This is a genomic window from Xylophilus rhododendri (assembly GCF_009906855.1).
Classification (GTDB): Bacteria; Pseudomonadota; Gammaproteobacteria; order Burkholderiales; family Burkholderiaceae_C; genus Xylophilus; species Xylophilus rhododendri.
The window spans coordinates 1,839,342-1,857,320 of sequence record NZ_CP047650.1; the positions used below are offsets into that span (position 1 = coordinate 1,839,342).

Consider the following 17,979-nt stretch of genomic DNA (forward strand, 5'->3'; position numbering starts at 1 on the left):
ACTTTGTCTCCAAAGAAACAGCAAACGTACCGGGGAGTAACTACATGTTTTGTAGGACGTTTTCCCATGGACCTTGCTGAAGCATCAATCGCGAGATGACACCATTCCAGACGTGACTGCCACAGAAAAAGTGAGAAAGAGTCATATCCCTGGCTGGTAGAGGTCATGGAGCAGGAAATCAGGCCGCAAAGGCCCTCCTTGATCGCCTGCTCAATTTTTAGGCACATCGGTAAAGTCCGGCTTGCACGCTTGTTGCAAATAAAGCCTCATGACCTACACCGAAACCTCCTCCAGTCCTACACCGACCGCCGCGTTGGACGCCAAGGCGCCGGCTCCCGTTACCCCTGACTCCACGCAGGGCAAATCCACACGCACCTGGCTCGCCGCCAGCGTCGCCGCAGCCACCGCGACCCTTGAAGCCTGTGGCGGTGGCGGGGAAGAGTCGGCCGCAGCGGCCTCCTCTTTCTCCACCACACCTGCCATCTCGGCCCAGGCCTCCATCAGTGCCGCCGGCAAGGCTGCCATCGCCTCCAACACGCTCGCTGGCGGCAGTGCCGGCCCTCTCGCACTTCCGCATACCTGGGAGGTGCCAGCCAACGATGCCGAGGCCGCACGATTCCTGCTGCAGGCTCAGTTCAGCGCCAGCGATGCCGAAATCGCCGCCGTCAAGGACATGGGCTATGCCGGCTGGCTGGCTGCCCAGTTCAATGTGCCTGCCAGCACCACCGCCTGGGACTGGTTGGAGCAGCGCGGCTACGGCGTGCTCGACAGCAACAACTTCCATTTCACGCCCTACCAGACCGACTTCGCCGTCTGGTACCAGCTGATCAAGTCGCCCGACGGCGTACGCAAACGCGTGGCCTTGGCACTGTCCGAGATTTTCTCGGTGTCCACCAACGGCGTCGATTACTTCTGGCTGTCGCACATCATGGCCAGCTGGTGGGACACGCTGTCGGCGGGCGCGCTCGGCAACTTCCGTACCCTGCTGGAGAACGTGACCCTGCATCCGGCCATGGGCATGTACCTCAACAGCCGCGGCAGCCAGAAGGAAAGCACCGCCGGCCGCCAGCCCGACGAGAACTTCGCCCGCGAACTGATGCAGCTGATGACCATCGGCCTGGTGAAGCTCAATGCCAACGGCACGCCGGTGGTGTCCGGTGGCGTGCCGGTCGAAACCTATACCCAGAACGACGTCATCAATCTTGCGCGGGTCTTCACCGGCTACAACTTCGACACGACGGGCAACGTGCCGACCCCGTTCAACGGCCTGCAGGTGCCATCCAAGGACTTCACTCGCCGCCCGATGTCGCTCAGCGCCAGCCTGCACTCCACCCTGGAAGTGAATTTCCTGGGCACCAAGATCCCCGCCGGTACCAGCGGCGAAGCCGCCCGCAAGATCGCGCTCGACACCCTGTTCAACCATCCCAATGTCGGCCCTTTCATCGCCCGCCAGCTGATCCAGCGCCTGGTCAACAGCAATCCGAGCGATGCCTTCGTCGCCCGCGTGGCCTCCACCTTCAACAACAACGGAAAGGGCGTGCGCGGCGACATCGCGGCCACCGTGGCCTGCCTGCTGCTCGACTCCGAATCGCGCGGTCCCAGCGGCACCACCAGCACGGCCTACGGCAAACTGCGCGAGCCCATGATCCGCATGGTGCAGTGGGCCCGCAGCTTCGGCCTGAATTCGGCCTGCGGCAGCTGGAAGATCTTCGACCAGTCCCTGAGCACCCAGCTCGGCCAGAGCCCGCTGCGCTCGCCCTCGATCTTCAACTTCTTCCGTCCCGGCTACACCCCGCCGGGCACCTCGATCGCCGCCGCCGGCAAGGTGGCGCCGGAGTTCCAGATCGTCAACGAGTCCACCGTCAGCGCCTACATCAACTACATGATGAACGTGGTGCGCAACGGCTTCTACATCAACGCACCCGATCTGCCGCAGATCACCAGCAATGCGAAGAACGGCTTCGACATCGCCGCCACCTACGCCCAGGAGCTGCCCCTGGCTGCCGACGCGGCGGCCCTGGTGGCAAGGCTCAACCTGGTGCTCGCGGCGGGCCAGTTGTCCAAGGCCACGGTGACGCTCATCGTCAATGCGCTCAACGCCACCCCGGTCACCGCTGCCAGCAACGACGCCGTCAAGCTCAACCGCATCGCCGCAGGCGTGCTGATGGTGATGTCCTCTTCCGAATACCTGGTGCAGAAATGATGAAAAAGCTTTTTTCCTCCGAACAAGGCGCCGCCGATGAAAGCCGCCGCGCATTCCTGCGCCGTTCCGGCCAGCTGGCCCTGACCGGCACGGCCCTGCCCTTCGCGCTCAACATGGCCGCCATCGGCGAGGCCGCCGCCTTCGAAGCGTCGGACTACAAGGCGCTGGTCTGCGTCTACATGGCCGGCGGCAACGACTACGCCAACACCGTGGTCACCTACGACGACCCGAGCTACGCCAAGTACTACGCCATTCGCAGCGCCGGCGACATCGCCCTGAGCAAGGCATCGCTGGCGCCCACGCTGCTGACGCCGGCCACGCCGCTGCCCGATGGCCGCCAGTACGCGCTCAATCCGGCGATGACCGGCCTGGCCGCGCTCTTCAACAGCGGCAAGGCCGCCGTGCAGCTCAACGTCGGCCCGCTGGTGGTGCCGCTGACGCGCACGCAGTACGCCAGCGGCGGCTATCCGCTGCCGTCCAAGCTGATGTCGCACAACGACCAGGCTTCTGTCTGGCAATCGCTGGCCGCCGAAGGCGCCAACAGCGGTTGGGGCGGACGCATGGGCGATCTGGCCCTGGCGGGCAACGGCAATTCCAACTTCACCTGCATCTCGGCCGCCGGCAATGCGGTGTTCGTCTCCGGGCAGACCGCGCTGCAGTACCAGATCAGCACCGGCGGCGCCGTCGCGGTCAATGCCATCAAGAACAATGTCTACGGCTCCAGCGCGGTCAAGGCCGCCATGGCCACGCTGATCACCCAGCCGCGTGCCCACCTGATGGAGAACGAATACAACAAGGTCACCGCCCGCTCGATCAACCTGGAATCCATGGTCACCGCCGGCATCGGCTCGACCAGCTCGGTCACCACCGCCTTTCCCGCCGGCAACGCACTGGCCGACCAGCTCAAGATCGTGGCGCGGCTGATCGCGGCGCGCAACACGCTGGGCTCGCCCAAGCGCCAGGTGTTCTTCGTGTCGATCGGCGGCTTCGACCTGCACGACAACTTCAAGGCTCAGCACCCGGCCATGATGGCCAAGCTCAGCGAGGCGATGACCGCCTTCTACAACGCCACCGTGGAACTCGGCGTGGCCTCGCAGGTCACCAGCTTCACCGCGTCGGACTTCGGCCGCACGCTGGCCGTCAACGGCAACGGCTCGGACCACGGCTGGGGCAGCCACCACATCGTGGTGGGCGGCGCGGTCAAGGGCAGTGCCTTCTACGGCAGTGCGCCGCCGGTGAGCGTGGGCAACACCACCGCGCCGGAAGACCAGTGGCATATCGGCCAGGGCCGGCTGCTGCCCTCGACCTCGGTCGACCAGTACGCCGCCACCCTGGCGAGCTGGTTCGGCGTGGCCGACGGCGAACTCAACGCCGTGCTGCCCAATCTGCACAACTTCGGCAGCGAAGCGGGACGGCCGGACTACCCGCGCAACATGGGCTTCATGAACGCCTGAGAAAGCGCCCCTGCGGCTCTACCGTCCGGGGCGGCCCGGCGCCTACTGGCCCAGCGGATGGCCGAAGCGGATCTGGTTCGTCCCGGTGACCTGTATCCAGGTGCCGCCCAGCGGCTGCTCCTGCAGGCCGGGCTTGCTGTAGTCGCAGACACCGCTCGGGAACACGGCACGCAGGCTGGCCAGGTCGGCATCGCGGGTGCTGCCGGTCCAGCCCGGATTGCGGGTGGCGTAGCCGGCGTAGTCGGCGGCGGTCACCGGTCGGAACTGGCACTGCATCGAGCGCGACTGCAGCGGCTCCCCCGCCTCGAAGCGCGGGAACGAGGACGCCGGGAACATGGCGTTGCAGCGCGAAGGCGTGGCGCCGGTTCCCACCGTGCCGGCCGGCGAACCATTGCCGTTGCCATTGATGAACACCGTGTTGAAGCCACCGAAGGTCTGCGGCTCGGCGATGAAGTCGTCGGCCGCGCCGGGCGTGGTGGCGCCGTAGCAGCCATCCACCATCGCGGCCGGCTTGTTCTTCACCACCTTGCGGGCCAGGGTGTCGGCGCTGCGGTCGGCCGCCAGCGCGGTCAGCCACTGGTCCATGCCCAGGAAGGCCTTCTGCATGACGATCACCGTGCGCCCCGTCTTCGCCGGCCGCGGCGCCTGGACGGGCGTGAGGTGGTTGGCGTTCGGGTCCTGCGTGAACGCGGCCACGTTGGCCATGCCGTTCCACATCACATGGTTGTCGTACTTGCCGGTGGCCGCGGCGATGCGGGCGCGCAGGATGTAGTGGAAGAACTTCAGATGCATGTCGCCGGCGCCGGTGAACTCATTGTTCAGGCCGTCGAGGTCGAGCACCGCGGTGCTCGCCATGCCGGCCCCGCCGTACATGATCATGCCGGTCTGGTAGGCATTGCGCAGGGCTTCCGGATCGGGCTGCATGCGGGAGGTGCGCAGGTTGCCGTCGGCGTCCTGTCCGCCGATGTTCTGGTTCAGGTGGATGAACTGCGCCATCGTGATCTGGCCGGTGTTGAGTGCGTTCAGGCCGAACTGCACGCCGGCGTTGCCGATGTAGGTGCGGCCGTAGCCGGTGGCGGGATCGACGCCGAGCACGTTCTTGTTGTGGTCGGTGACGTTGGGCCGCAGGCCGTTCGGCCTGGCGGGCAGCAGGCTCACGGCCGGCGCCGGCAGCACGCCCATCGGTGCGCTGGTCACCACGCCGGCCGGGCTGTATTTCTCGTTCGCGCCGATCACCGCGTTGAAGACGGCGCTGTTGCCGGTGCCGGCCATCACGTTGTCGCGGTCGCCCTGGTTGGCCGGGCGCAGCACGTTGTCGGTGCGCGCGGCCCAGAAGCTCGCCTGCTGGCGGATGCTGTGATAGGTCGAGTAGCCCGATGCGGCAGCGAGCTCCGCGTTGGTCCAGGTCGGCAGCGTCGCATTGGCGGCGCGGGCCGCGGCGGTGGCGTTGTCGTAGGTCGGGTCGTAGACGCTGTTGGGCAGCGGCGAGAAGGTGCCGTTCTGGGTGGTGCCGCCCTTGGTGTAGTTGAGCTGGTAGTTGTAGAAGAGCCGGCCTTCCATGCTCTGCGGGCCGGAGTTGTCCGGGAAGCCGTTGAGCATGACGATGCCGTCGAGCAGGCCCGGATAGGTGTCGGCGATCATGCTCTGCTGCATGGCCGAGCCGGAGTTGCCCCAGCCCATGGTGTAGAGCAGCGGGCCGTTGGCCTTGATGAAGCGTTCCTTCACCATCATCATCGTCTCGGCCGAGATGATGTGGTTGCAGTTCTGGCCGAAGTAGTTGAGGGTGGAATTGGCCACCGCGAAACCCTTGCTCAGCGGCAGGTCGTTGAGCGCATTGAAGTCGCCCGACGCGCCGTTCGAGGAGTTGTTGGAGCCGCCCACCGGCCCCATCGAAGTGCCCTGCACATACCAGCCGCCGCCGCAGCTCTGGCCGAAGGGATAGACCAGCCGGCCGTTGAAGCCGCTCGGCGGTTTCAGCGCGCTGGGATTGGGATTGCCGACCGGGTCTCCCAGTACCGCCGTCTGGTAGATGCCACGGTTGATCACGCCGGTCTCGATGCGCACGATGTAGGGCACCGTGCGGCCGTCGAGCAGCGTGGTCTGCTCCACCACCGTGGGCGGATTGGCCGGGTCGTACTTCTGCCAGACCGCGGTGCCGGCCCGGGTCTTGTCGTGGTAGACCCAGTCGACCCGGGTCGGGGCCGCGCAGTTGGGATCGGTGTTCGGGGCGCTGGTCAGCGTGGGGCCGCCGGGGTAGACGGTGAAGGCATCGGTCTGGCAGTGCAGATTGCCTTCCTGCGGCGCATACAGGATCGGGCCCTGCACCGGGTAGGCGGTGAGTTTCAGGCTGCCGCGCACCTTGGTGTCGTCGCTGGCGTCGCGCACTTCGATGGTGTTGTCGCCCTGCTGCAGGCCGGTGAGCAGCGCCAGGGAGGCATTGCCTGAGGCGGCCTTCTGGAACTGGGCCGTGACGTCAGCGCCGTTGAGCCGCACCTTCACGCCGGCGACTGCCGCGCCATCGGCGCTGGTGAGCTGCACCAGGGTGTCGCTGCCGCTCGTCATTTTCTCGGGGGAAGACAGGCTTTGCACCGTGATCGCCGGCGGCGTGACGGGACCGGAACCGGTGGCGGGCGCCACCGTGGTGTTACCGCCGCCGCAGCCGGCGAGCCCGGCGATGCCGAGGGCGAGTGCGCCGTACAGCAGCCCGTGACTTTCTTGCGGCCGTGGCGTCCGGGCCATTCCCATGCTCTTTCTGGTTTTCATTGCTTGTCTCCTTCGTCGTTGGAATTTTTTTGCATCGGAATACCACCATATTCCGATATACGGAATATGGTTTACATACTCGACAAAGTCTAAGAGCCAGCCTGATACGAGTAAATGCTGAATAGGGAATCTCCGGATCAGGCATACCCGGGGTAAGCGCGGATGGTTTCAGCAAATTTCCACCCCTAATATTCCGCATATCGGAATATGGAGAAACGCCATGGGGAGAAGACGAGTCGGCACGGCCACCGCGGCCGAAGTGCCGGGAGCGAATAGCGATGCAGCACAAGACCCTCGCTTCATCACCGCGCTGGCGCGCGGGATCGAACTGCTGCGCGCCTTCAAGCCACAGGACCACTGGCTGAGCCACCGCGAATTGGTGGCGCGAACCGCCCTGCCACCCGCCACGGTTTCGCGCCTGACCTTCACCCTGACGGCGCTCGGCTACCTGCGGCATCGCCCGGAAGCCGGCGAATACGCGCTGAGCCCGGCAGTACTGGGACTGGGCTTCTCGATGCTCAGCAATTTCGACATCGCCCGCATCGCCCGGCCGACGCTGCAGGCCCTGGCCGAAAAATGCCAGGCCGCCGTGTCGATGGGCGTGCGGCACGAGCTGGAAATGGTCTATGTGGCGCACTGCCGCAGCACCCAGCGGCTGCTGCTGGGCCTGGACGTGGGCGCGCGCCTGCCCTTCGCCCGCACCTCGATGGGCCAGGCCGTGCTGTTCAGTGCACAAGCGGCCGAACGCGAACTCCTGTTTCGCCGCATCGAAGCGGCCGAAGGCGATGCCTGGCCCTTGGTGCAAAAACGCCTGGCGCGTGCACAGAAGCAGTTCCACACACGCGGCTTCGTCACGAGCGAAAAGGAATGGGATCCGGCCATCTCGGCCGCTGCCGTGCCAGTGGACCTGGGCGACGGCCGGACCCTGCTCGGCCTGTCGGTGGGCGGACCCGCGACCTGGCTGCAGGGCAGTTTTCTGCACGACGAGGTGGGGCCGATGCTGGTGCAGGCCGCCGCCAGCATCGTGTCCGCCATCCAGGCCGCGGACTGGAAGGATTGAAGACGCCAGGCCCCAACGACAAAGGGCTGCAACCTTGCGATTGCAGCCCTTCGAATTCACTGAAGAATTTGGCGGAGTGGACGGGACTCGAACCCGCGACCCCCGGCGTGACAGGCCGGTATTCTAACCAACTGAACTACCACTCCGCAGTGGTTGTAGCTTCGTTCAACTGCCTTTCGGCAACCGAACCAAGTGCCACGAACTTGGCGACTCTACGGGGATTCGAACCCCGGTAACCACCGTGAAAGGGTGGTGTCCTAGGCCTCTAGACGATAGAGTCAAAACCTTGGAACAAACCGACAGCAACATCTAAACAGGTGGTGGAGGTAAACGGGATCGAACCGATGACCTCTTGCATGCCATGCAAGCGCTCTCCCAGCTGAGCTATACCCCCCACTGTTTTCACACACCGCCTTCTGCTTTCGCTTCGTCGTTGTGTTCAACTGCTGAGCCTCGAATTATGTCAGCATTTTTGGTGTTTTGCCAAGCGTGCTGAAAAAATTTTGCGATCCGTCAGTTCGATGACCGCATCCAGCGATGGTGTGTGAGCGGTTCCCATCAGCAGAACCCGCACCGGCATTGCGAGTTGCGGCATCTTCATGCCGTGGGCGGCCAGGGTTTCCTTGATGGCCGCGGCGATGGCAGGCTTGTTCCACTCGGCCGATGCCAGCTTCTCGCCCAGCGTGGCGAGCGCGGGGAACACCGCCGGCACCACGTGCTGCGCGTATTCCGCCTCGGAGGCCTGGACCTCTTCAACGTAGAACTTCTCCGCCCAGTCGGCCAGGGCGACGATGGTGTCGCAGCGGTCCTTGAACAGGCCGCAGATGCGGGCCAGGCGGTCGTCGGCCGAGATGTCGCGCTTGAGCAGCTGCACGGCGACCAGCGCCGCCAGGCTCTCGTCGGCCATGGCCTTGAGATGCTGGGCGTTCACCCAGCGCAGCTTGGCTTCGTCGTACTGGGCGGCGCTGCGGCCCAGGTGGTCCAGGTTGAACCATTCCAGGAACTGCGCGCGGCTGAAGATCTCGTCGTCGCCGTGGCTCCAGCCCAGGCGGGCCAGGTAGTTCACCATGGCGTCGGGCAGGAAGCCTTCGTCGCGGTAGGCGGTGACGGGCTTGGCGCCGTTGCGCTTGCTCATCTTCTCGCCCTGCTCGTTGAGCACGGTGGGCAGGTGGGCGTAGACCGGCGGCTCCTTGCCGAGCGCACGGAAGATGTTGATCTGCCGCGGCGTGTTGTTGACGTGGTCGTCGCCACGGATCACGTGGGTGATGTCCATGTCGATGTCGTCGACCACCACGCAGAAGTTGTACGTGGGCGTGCCGTCGGGCCGGGCGATGACCAGGTCGTCCAGCTCTTCGTTGGCGATCTCGATGCGGCCCTTGACCTTGTCGTCCCAGGCCACCACGCCGCCTTGCGGATTGAGGAAGCGCAGCACCGGCTTCACGCCTTCGGGCACCGGCGGCAGCACCTTGCCCGGCTCGGGCCGCCAGGTGCCGTCGTAGCGCGGCTTTTCCTTGGCCAGGGTCTGGCGCTCGCGCAGGGCGTCGAGCTCGGCGATGGACATGTAGCAGGGATAGACATGGCCGGCTGCCTGCAGGTCGGCCAGCACCGCCTTGTAGCGGTCCATGCGCTGCATTTGGTAGAACGGGCCTTCGTCGTAGTCCAGGCCCAGCCATTCCATGCCTTCAAGGATGACGTCGACCGAGGCCTGGGTGGAGCGCTCCACGTCGGTGTCTTCCACGCGCAGGATGAACTTGCCGCCGGTGGAGCGGGCGAAGGCCCAGGGATACAGCGCGGAGCGGATGTTGCCCAGGTGGATGAAGCCGGTGGGCGACGGTGCGAATCGGGTACGGGTGCTCATGTAGCGGGCTTGTTTCGGGCTGACTCAGGCGTCTTGGGTGTTCGGCAGGGCCAGGCGCGAGTTGTCTTCCTCGGCGAAGGGCTCTTCCTGGCCGACACGGGCCTCGTTGATCTTCACGATGTCGTCGGCGCTGATGTCGCCGGTGACATAGATGCCGTCGAAGCAGGAGGCATCGAAGCCGTCGAGCTTGCGGTTGAGCGAGCCGATGGCCTGCTTCATGCCTTCGACGTCCTGGTAGATCAGCGCGTCGCAGCCGATGACCTGGCGCACTTCCTCGATGGTGCGGTTGGCGGCCACGAGTTCGGTGCTGGTGGGCATGTCGATGCCGTACACATTGGGATAGCGCACCGGCGGCGCGGCGCTGGCCAGGTAGACCTTGCGGGCGCCGGCGTCGCGCGCCATCTGCACGATCTCGCGGCTGGTGGTGCCGCGCACGATGGAGTCGTCCACCAGCAGCACGTTGCGGCCCTTGAATTCGCTGCCGATCACGTTGAGCTTCTGGCGCACCGACTTCTTGCGCACGCCCTGGCCGGGCATGATGAAGGTGCGGCCGACGTAGCGGTTCTTGACGAAGCCTTCGCGGTACGGGATGCCCAGCAGGTGCGCCAGCTGGGTGGCGCTGGGGCGGCTGGATTCGGGGATGGGGATGACCACGTCGATCTCGTTGGGCGGCACGGTGGAGACCACCCGCTTGGCCAGCGCCTCGCCCAGGTTGAGCCGGGCCTGGTAGACCGAGACGCCGTCCAGCACCGAGTCCGGACGCGCCAGGTAGACGAATTCGAAGATGCAGGGATGCAGCTTGGGGTTTTCCGCGCACTGGCGGGCATGCAGCTCGCCGCGCACGTCGATGAAGACCGCCTCGCCCGGATCGACGTTGCGCTCGAACACGAAGCCGGAGCCTTCCAGCGCCACGGATTCGCTGGCGACCATCCAGGAGCCGTCGGCCGAGCGGCCCAGGCACAGGGGCCGGATGCCGTGCGGGTCGCGGAAGGCCAGCAGGCCGTGGCCGGCGATCATGGAGATCACCGCATAGGAGCCCTTGACGCGCTTGTGCACCGCACGCACGGCCGCGAACACCTCTTCGGGCTGCAGCGGCACACCGCGGGTGGAGCGCTCCAGCTCGTGGGCGAACACGTTGAGCAGCACTTCGGAGTCGCTCTCGGTGTTGGTGTGGCGGTGGTCGGTCAGGAACAGCTCGCTGCGCTGCTCCTTGGCGTTGGTCAGGTTGCCGTTGTGCACCAGCACCAGGCCGAAGGGCGCGTTGACGTAGAAGGGCTGGGCCTCTTCCTCGCTGTAGGCGTTGCCGGCGGTGGGATAACGCACCTGGCCCAGGCCGACCGTGCCCGGCAGGCCGCGCATGTTGCGGGTGCGGAACACATCGCGCACCATGCCCTTGGCCTTGTGCATGAAGAACTTGCGTTCGAGCTGGGTGACGATGCCCGCGGCGTCCTGGCCACGGTGCTGCAGCAGGAGCAGCGCGTCATAGATCAGCTGATTCACGGGGGCGTTGCTGACGACGCCGACGATTCCACACATGGGATTACCTCAGGGAAAAAATCTACCGAATGCCTGCGGCAGCACCGGCTTCAGGGCCGAGAGTGCCGCACGCAGGAGAGGCGCCGCCTGAGACGTGCGCCAGCCGTCCTGCTCGTGCAGCGACGTTGTCTCCACCACCACCGCCAATGCCAGAAGCACCAGCAGACCGCGCACCAGGCCGAAAACGCCGCCCAGCGTGCGATCGACCGGCCGCAGTCCTACGCTGCCGATCAATTTACGAACCAGCGATGCCATCAGGCCCCAGCCGAATGCCACCGCGATGAAAGTCACCACGAACCCGGCGCCGTATCGCGCCGCCTCGCCGCTGTCGCCCATCGGCAGCCAGGCACCGACCGCGTCGGCCCACCACTGCGCGGCGACGAAGGCCACCACCCAGCCCAGCAGCGACAGCACCTCGAACACCAGACCGCGCCACAGGCCGATCAGGAAGGAGGCGGCCAGCAGCGCGGCCAGGACCCAGTCGACGGCGCTCACCGCCTCAGTTCCCCGTCCTCACAAGGTGAGGATGCTGGCCGGCAAATCCAGGCCCTTGACCTTGGCCGCCGCCCGGTCGGCCTCGGCCTTGTTGGCGAAGGGGCCGACCCGCACGCGGATGCGTACGCCGTCCTTGGTATTGACCGACTGCACATAGGTCTGCAGGCCGCCACGGGTCAGCTTGGCGCGGGCTTCCTGTGCCTTGGCGGCATCGCCGAAGGCGCCGACCTGGACCACGAAACGGGCGTCGGCATTGGCTGCGGCTGGCGGCGCGGCCACAGGCGCGGCAGCCGTGGCCACCGGCTTGCCGTCGAGCAGCGCCCGGGCACGGGCGGCGTCGTCGTCGCGGGCGACCACGGCGGGCGCTGCAGGTTTGGCAGGCGCGGCGGCCTCACGGTGCGGCTCGACCGGCTTGGCCGGCGGACGCAGGGGAATCGGGGTGACGGCGGCGGGTTTTTCAGGCTTTTCCGCCTTTTCCGGCCGGGCGGGTACGCTGGCCACGATCTCTTCGCCCTTGTCCAGCGAGTCGGCCGTGCTGGCATTGCCGGCCGGGGCCTTGGTGGCTGGCGCGTTCACGGCCGGCGCGGCGGCCGCGGCGGGCTTGGCCGGCGCCGCTGCGGGAGCGGACGCCGGGGGCGACGCGGATGCGACCGCGGCGGCAACGCTCTGGCCCCGCTCGGGAATGACGATGGGGATATCCACCGGGATCGGCCGGGGCTGCGTATCGAACAGCAGCGGAAAGCCCACGATGCCGGCCACCAGCAGCACCGCCGCGCCGATCAGGCGGTGGCGGGCGCGCCGACGCAGCGCATCGACACTTTCGGTGGACACCGCGCGGCGCTGGCGTGCGCTGCGCTTGCCGTCGTCCTGCGCAGCGCGGCCGGGCCAGCGGAGATTGAATAAAGCCATGGTTTCCTAGACGTGCTTCGCATGCAGGCGAGGAACGCCGTTTTGCAGCACGCCGCCGACGGTGTAGAACGATCCGAAGACGACGATTCTATCCGCCGGGTCCGCAGCGGCCACCGCGGCGTCCAGCGCCGCCTGGGGGGATCCGAAGGACACGGCCGGCACTTCGCGGCGGCCGCCGGCGGCCATCTGCAGTGCATTCCACTTGGCGCTGAGGTGGGCGGCGGTTTCGGCGCGCGGTGTCGGCAGGTCGCAGAAATACCAGCGATCCACCAGTTTGCCGATGCGCGCCAGCATCGGCGTGAGTTCCTTGTCCGCCATGGCGCCGAAGACGGCATGGGTGGTCGGATGGAAACCCATGGCATCCAGGTTGGCGGCGAGCGCGGCGATGGAATGCGGGTTGTGCGCCACGTCCAGCACCAGCGTGGGCTGGCCGGGCACGATCTGGAAGCGGCCGGGCAACTCCGCGCGGGCCAGGCCGACCCGCACGGCCTGCGCGGGCACCGGCAGCCGGTCGCGCAGGGCATCGAGCGCCGCCAGCACACCGGCCGCATTGACCAGTTGATTGGCGCCGCGCAGCGCCGGATAGGCCAGCCCCGCATACCGCCGGCCGCGGCCGGCCCAGTTCCACTGCTGGCGGTCGCCGGAGAGATTGAAGTCGCGGCCGGACAGCCACAGGTCGGCGCCGATCTCCTCGGCATAGGCGATGACGCTGGCCGGCGGCGCCGGGTCGCTGACGATCGCCGGACGGCCGGGCCGCATGATGCCGGCCTTTTCGCGGCCGATCGCATCGCGGGTGTGGCCCAGGAATTCGGTGTGGTCGATGTCGATGCTGGTGATGATGGCGCAGTCGGTGTCGATCACGTTGGTGGCATCGAGCCGGCCGCCCAGGCCCACTTCCAGCACCGCCAGGTCCAGGCCCGACTGCGACATCAGGCGCAGGATGGCCAGCGTGGTGAATTCGAAGTACGTCAGTTCGACGACGGCGCCGCCGCGGGTGCGGGCTTCTTCCACCGCTGCGAAATGCGGCAGCAGGGCATCGGCGGCCACGATGTCGCCGCCGATGCGGCAACGCTCCTCGAAATGCACCAGGTGCGGCGAGCTGTAGACGCCGGTGCGCCAGCCGGCCTGCAGGGCGATCGATTCGAGCATCGCGCAGGTCGAACCCTTGCCATTGGTGCCGGCGACGGTGACCACCGGGCAGGAGAAGCGCAGGTCGAGCCGCCCGACGAGTTCGCGTACGCGCTCCAGGCCGAGTGCGATGGTCTTGGGGTGGAGGCGCTCGCAGTGCGCGAGCCAGTCGGCGAGTGTGTTCATCAGGGGCGGGATTGTCGCGTAGCTGGCGCGGCGGCCGTCCGGCAGGAGAAAATCCCCCCATGACGACGATTTACGGCATTCCCAATTGCGACACGGTCAAAAAGGCCCGCAGCTGGCTCGGCGAGCACCTTCAGGACGCCCGTTTCCACGATTTCCGCAAGGACGGCCTGACGGCCGAGCAGGTGGCGCGCTGGTACGCAGCGGTCGGCGACAAACTCCTCAACCGCAAGGGCACGACCTGGCGCGGGCTCGACGCGGCGGCGCAGGCCTCGGCCGCCGATGCTGCTGGCGCGCAGGCGCTGGCCCTGGCGCATCCGGCGCTGATCAAGCGGCCGGTGATGGAGTGGCCGGACGGTGCGGTCACCGTCGGCTTCGATGCCGCCGACTGGGCGTCCCGCATCCCTTGAGGGACAACTGCTTACAGCGTTTTACCTGTCGTCCGGCACGTGGAACCCGGGGACACTTCTAGACTCAGACACAAAGGTGGCGCACCCTCCCCGCGCGCCGAGGACACAGTCATGAAAAAAGCTCTTGTATTTTCGATGCTCGCCGCCGCAGCGGTGTCCGCCATGGCGCAGTCGGCGCCGGCGGGCGATTCGTCGGGCATGGGCCGTGTCGTGCGCACGGCTCCCGTGGTGCAGCAGGTGCCCGGCAGCCAGGGCAAGCCGGAAAACCGCCTGGTCGGCTACGACGTGACCTACGAATACGGCGGCCACCAGTACACCACCCGCATGGCTAGCGATCCCGGCAGCTATGTCCAGGTGGAAGGCAACGGGCAGAGCCAGCCGCAGCAGGCGCTCGCGCAGCCGTCGCCGTCCTACTCGCAACCGGGCGTGGTGGAGCAGGGCGTGGTGGTCGGCGCCGGTGAGAGCTACGCGGCGGCGCCCGTCGTGTACGCGCCGGCCTATGCACCGGCTTATGCCCCGGTCTACGCGCCAGCGCCGATCTATGCAGCGCCCTACCCCTATTACGGCGGCTACGGCTACGGCGGCGTTCCCCTCAGCCTCTCGCTGGGTTTCGGTTTCGGCCGGGGTTATGGTGGGCACGGACACGGTCGCTGGCGTTGAGCCAGGATACGGCGCCTGCCGAGCCAGACGAAAAAAATGGAGCCTCCTGGCTCCATTTTTCATGGCTGAACGAGGACGGGCTTATCAGGTATCCGTCTTCAGCAGCGCGCCCTTGAAGACGATAGGCCCGGTCGGCCCGCCGCCCGCGGGTGCACCGCCCTTGGGTTCGAGGGTGATGGCCAGCGCGGGCGACGGCGCCACATCGCCCTCGGCGGCCGTCAAGCGGGCCACCGCGGCGCCCTGCCCCATCAGGCCCAGCGAGCGGGGCGCCTGGCCAGGCGGCAATGCCCACAGTTCCAGCGACTTGTCCGTGCCTTCCTGGTAGTCGCCCACACGCTTGAGCGTCAGGGCGCGCTTGGCCGGATCGAAGGTGACCAGCACCGAACCGGCCTGCTTGTCGTCCTGCAGCACGGCCACGTATTCGATGCGCGGCTGCGCGGCCAATTGCGCCGTCAGCTGCGTGCCTTGCTCCTTGGCTTGCGCCAGGGCGACTTCACGCTGGCCCAGTTGCTGGTCGAGGCGCACGCCCACCACGACGGCAGCGACCGCCGCCAGCCCACCGACCAGGGCCGCGCCGCGCCACAGGCCGAGCGCACGACGCAGGCCCTGCAACAGATCGGTCGCGGTCGCCGTGGCGCTCGCAGCCGCGGCAGCCGCCACCGGCCGGCGCAGCGCCGGCAGCATGTTCTCGATGCGCTGCCAGACCTGCGGGCTCGGCAGCAAGCCGGGCTGCAGCTCGGTGAAGGCGGCGAAGGTTTCCTGCCACAGCAGCGCGCGCGAACGCACGCCGGGGTTCTCGCGCGCCATGCCTTCGAAGCGGCGCCGGGCGCCACCGCGCAGCGTGCCCAGGGCATAGGAAGCGGCGATCTGGTCGAGCAGATCGGGGTGTCTCAGCAAATTCATGATGCAAACCTTCCCAGGCATTCACGCAGTTGGTTCAGGCCGCGACGTATCCAGGTCTTGACCGTGCCCAGCGGAAGTTTCAATTGTTCGGCCAGCTCGCTGTGGCTGAGTTCGCGCAGATAGGCCAGGCTGACCACCTCGCGCTGCTTGTTCTCCAGGCGCGACAGGCACTGGCGCAGCGCCGTCGCCTGCTGGCTGGCGTCGGCCATGTCGACCGGGTCGCCGCCATCGCCGGCCAGGGTGTCCTGCAGGTATTCGTCGAGCTCCACCCCGGCATCGGCGCGTTCGCTGTTGCGCCGGCGCAGGAAGTCCAGCGAACGGCTGCGCACGATCACGCCCATCCAGGCCATCGGCGGACTGATGCCGGCGCGGTAATCGCCGGCGATGCGCCAGATGTTGAGATAGGCCTCCTGCAGCGCATCCTCGGCCCACTCCCGGTTGCCGGTGACGCGCAGCGCCAGCCCGAACATGCGCGGGGAGGTGAGTCCGTAGAGCTCTTTCAGGGCGCCGGCGGAGCCGGCGTCCTGCAAGGCGATGCGAGCCATCAGGTCCATGAGGTGTTGGTCATTGCGGTCGGTCGGCATGCCGCGGATTGTGCTGCCATAACCTTCTTACGCAAGCCGCGGCGGCCCGGATGCGCCATCCCCATAAAATCACGGGTTTTGTCTCCAGCCGGCAAGGACTTCTTCTCCATGACCACCGAAACATTCGACGGCGTATCCGTCAGCACGAAAGCCAGCGTCTATTTCGACGGCAAGTGCGTCAGCCACGCCATCGTGCTGGCCGACGGCACGAAGAAATCCGTCGGCGTGATCCTGCCGGCCACGCTCACCTTCAACACCGGCGCGCCCGAGAAGATGGAATGCGTGGCCGGCGGCTGCGAATACCGCCTCGACGGCAGCAGCGACTGGGTCGCCTCCGGCCCCGGCGACATCTTCTCCATCCCCGGCAACTCCAAGTTCGACATCCGTGTCGGCGAGGCCTATCACTACATCTGCCACTTCGGCTGATCGGCAACCCACCATGGCCACCATCCTCCAGCACCTCCCCATCGGCCAGAAGGTCGGCATCGCCTTCTCCGGCGGCCTCGACACCAGCGCAGCCCTGCTCTGGATGAAGCAGAAGGGCGCCCTGCCCTACGCCTACACCGCCAATCTCGGCCAGCCCGACGAGCCGGACTACGAAGAGATCCCGCGCAAGGCCAAGCTCTACGGCGCCGAACTGGCCCGCCTGATCGACTGCCGCCAGCAGCTCGCCGCCGAAGGCCTGGCCGCGCTGCAGGCCGGCGCCTTCCACATCTCGACGGCCGGCATCACCTACTTCAACACCACGCCGCTGGGCCGCGCGGTCACCGGCACCATGCTGGTGGCGGCCATGAAGGAGGACGAGGTCAACATCTGGGGCGACGGCAGCACCTTCAAGGGCAACGACATCGAGCGTTTCTACCGCTACGGCCTGCTGGCCAATCCCTCGCTGAAGATCTACAAGCCCTGGCTGGACCAGCTTTTCATCGACGAGCTCGGCGGCCGCTCGGAAATGTCGGCCTTCATGACGGCCAACGGCTTCGGCTACAAGATGTCGGCCGAAAAGGCCTATTCCACCGACTCCAACCTGCTGGGCGCCACCCACGAGGCCAAGGACCTGGAGAGCCTGGGCAGCGGCATCCGCATCGTCAACCCGATCATGGGCGTGGCCTTCTGGAAGGAAGAAGTCGCGGTCAAGGCCGAGGAAGTGACCGTGCGTTTCGAGGAAGGCCGCCCGGTCGCCCTGAACGGCGTGGAATACCCCGACCTGGTCGAGCTGATGCTGGAAGCCAACCGCATCGGCGGCCGCCACGGCCTGGGCATGAGCGACCAGATCGAGAACCGCATCATCGAGGCCAAGAGCCGCGGCATCTACGAGGCGCCCGGCCTGGCGCTGCTGTTCATCGCCTACGAGCGCCTGCTGACCGGCATCCACAACGAGGACACCATCGAGCAGTACCGCGACAACGGCCGCAAGCTCGGCCGCCTGCTCTACCAGGGCCGCTGGTTCGACCCGCAGGCCATCATGCTGCGCGAAGCCGCCCAGCGCTGGGTGGCGCGCGCCGTGACCGGCGAGGTGACGGTGGAGCTGCGCCGCGGCAACGACTATTCGCTGCTCGACACCAAGTCGCCCAACCTGACCTATGCGCCGGAACGCCTGAGCATGGAGAAGGTGGAAGACGCGCCCTTCTCCCCCGCCGACCGCATCGGCCAGCTGACCATGCGCAACCTCGACATCGTCGACACGCGCGAGAAGCTGGCGATCTACAGCGGCGTGGGCCTGCTGTCGCAGGGCGGCACCTCCATGCCCAAGCTGCAGGGCGGCAAGGACTGAGTCCCGCCGGCTCGACCGTACCGTCGAGGTAAAGAAGCTTCAGCGCGGGGCCCGGACTG

15 protein-coding genes and 3 tRNA genes are annotated in these 17,979 nt (G+C 66.9%); 7 read left to right on the top strand and 11 right to left on the bottom strand.

Annotated features, from left to right (window positions below):
- Nucleotides 1-268: 268 nt before the first annotated feature.
- Entirely contained in the window at nt 269-2,203 is a 1,935-nt protein-coding gene (locus GT347_RS08395) for a DUF1800 domain-containing protein (protein ID WP_160551531.1), read from the top strand.
- Nucleotides 2,200-3,657 (top strand): DUF1501 domain-containing protein, encoded by a 1,458-nt coding sequence (locus tag GT347_RS08400; RefSeq protein WP_229722797.1) that lies wholly within the window; start codon nt 2,200-2,202, stop codon nt 3,655-3,657. The genes GT347_RS08395 and GT347_RS08400 overlap by 4 nt, the downstream gene beginning before the upstream one ends.
- Nucleotides 3,658-3,699: 42 nt before the next feature.
- On the opposite strand, the gene GT347_RS08405 is transcribed toward GT347_RS08400, so the two are convergent.
- Nucleotides 3,700-6,420 (bottom strand): DUF6351 family protein, encoded by a 2,721-nt coding sequence (locus GT347_RS08405; RefSeq protein ID WP_160551532.1) that lies wholly within the window; start codon nt 6,418-6,420, stop codon nt 3,700-3,702.
- A 220-nt stretch (nt 6,421-6,640) separates the two neighbouring features.
- On the opposite strand from GT347_RS08405, the gene GT347_RS08410 reads away from it, so the two are divergent.
- Nucleotides 6,641-7,480, top strand: a complete 840-nt coding sequence (locus GT347_RS08410) for an IclR family transcriptional regulator (protein WP_160551533.1) — start codon at nt 6,641-6,643, stop codon at nt 7,478-7,480.
- A 69-nt stretch (nt 7,481-7,549) separates the two neighbouring features.
- Here GT347_RS08410 and GT347_RS08415 read toward each other — a convergent pair.
- The 8 genes from GT347_RS08415 to folC all read right to left on the bottom strand — a co-directional run bounded on the left by GT347_RS08415 (nt 7,550) and on the right by folC (nt 13,592).
- Nucleotides 7,550-7,626 (bottom strand) — tRNA-Asp (locus GT347_RS08415).
- 58 nt (nt 7,627-7,684) lie between these two features.
- Nucleotides 7,685-7,760 (bottom strand) — tRNA-Glu (locus GT347_RS08420).
- Nucleotides 7,761-7,798: 38 nt separating this feature from the next.
- Nucleotides 7,799-7,874 (bottom strand) — tRNA-Ala (locus GT347_RS08425).
- A 69-nt stretch (nt 7,875-7,943) separates the two neighbouring features.
- Nucleotides 7,944-9,338 carry a glutamate--tRNA ligase gene (gene gltX, locus GT347_RS08430; RefSeq protein ID WP_160551534.1) on the bottom strand — a complete coding sequence of 465 codons (1,395 nt, stop codon included), beginning with the start codon at nt 9,336-9,338 and terminating at the stop codon, nt 7,944-7,946.
- 24 nt (nt 9,339-9,362) lie between these two features.
- The gene (gene purF, locus GT347_RS08435) at nt 9,363-10,874 is read right to left on the bottom strand and encodes an amidophosphoribosyltransferase (RefSeq protein WP_160551535.1); all 1,512 of its coding nucleotides are present in this window, start codon (nt 10,872-10,874) and stop codon (nt 9,363-9,365) included.
- 9 nt (nt 10,875-10,883) lie between these two features.
- Nucleotides 10,884-11,369: a CvpA family protein gene (locus tag GT347_RS08440; RefSeq protein WP_160551536.1), complete on the bottom strand. Its 486-nt coding sequence runs from the start codon at nt 11,367-11,369 to the stop codon at nt 10,884-10,886.
- Between the two features lie 18 nt (nt 11,370-11,387).
- Nucleotides 11,388-12,278: an SPOR domain-containing protein gene (locus tag GT347_RS08445; protein WP_160551537.1), complete on the bottom strand. Its 891-nt coding sequence runs from the start codon at nt 12,276-12,278 to the stop codon at nt 11,388-11,390.
- Nucleotides 12,279-12,284: 6 nt separating this feature from the next.
- Entirely contained in the window at nt 12,285-13,592 is a 1,308-nt protein-coding gene (folC, locus tag GT347_RS08450) for a bifunctional tetrahydrofolate synthase/dihydrofolate synthase (RefSeq protein ID WP_160551538.1), read from the bottom strand.
- Between the two features lie 59 nt (nt 13,593-13,651).
- Here folC and GT347_RS08455 point away from each other — a divergent pair, with 59 nt between their 5' ends.
- Together GT347_RS08455 and GT347_RS08460 are read left to right on the top strand one after the other, a co-directional pair.
- Entirely contained in the window at nt 13,652-13,999 is a 348-nt protein-coding gene (locus GT347_RS08455) for a Spx/MgsR family RNA polymerase-binding regulatory protein (RefSeq protein WP_160551539.1), read from the top strand.
- Nucleotides 14,000-14,110: 111 nt separating this feature from the next.
- The gene (locus GT347_RS08460; RefSeq protein ID WP_160551540.1) at nt 14,111-14,659 is read left to right on the top strand and encodes a hypothetical protein; all 549 of its coding nucleotides are present in this window, start codon (nt 14,111-14,113) and stop codon (nt 14,657-14,659) included.
- Between the two features lie 84 nt (nt 14,660-14,743).
- Here GT347_RS08460 and GT347_RS08465 read toward each other — a convergent pair whose 3' ends face one another.
- Together GT347_RS08465 and GT347_RS08470 are read right to left on the bottom strand one after the other, a co-directional pair.
- Complete coding sequence (locus GT347_RS08465) at nt 14,744-15,562, bottom strand: anti-sigma factor (RefSeq protein ID WP_160551541.1); 819 nt, start codon at nt 15,560-15,562, stop codon at nt 14,744-14,746.
- Nucleotides 15,559-16,146 carry an RNA polymerase sigma factor gene (locus GT347_RS08470; RefSeq protein WP_160551542.1) on the bottom strand — a complete coding sequence of 196 codons (588 nt, stop codon included), beginning with the start codon at nt 16,144-16,146 and terminating at the stop codon, nt 15,559-15,561. The genes GT347_RS08465 and GT347_RS08470 overlap by 4 nt, the downstream gene beginning before the upstream one ends.
- Before the next feature lie 108 nt (nt 16,147-16,254).
- On the opposite strand from GT347_RS08470, the gene ppnP reads away from it, so the two are divergent.
- Complete coding sequence (gene ppnP, locus GT347_RS08475) at nt 16,255-16,572, top strand: pyrimidine/purine nucleoside phosphorylase (RefSeq protein ID WP_160551543.1); 318 nt, start codon at nt 16,255-16,257, stop codon at nt 16,570-16,572.
- Between the two features lie 13 nt (nt 16,573-16,585).
- The gene (gene argG / locus GT347_RS08480; protein ID WP_160551544.1) at nt 16,586-17,920 is read left to right on the top strand and encodes an argininosuccinate synthase; all 1,335 of its coding nucleotides are present in this window, start codon (nt 16,586-16,588) and stop codon (nt 17,918-17,920) included.
- The last annotated feature ends 59 nt before the right edge of the window (nt 17,921-17,979 follow it).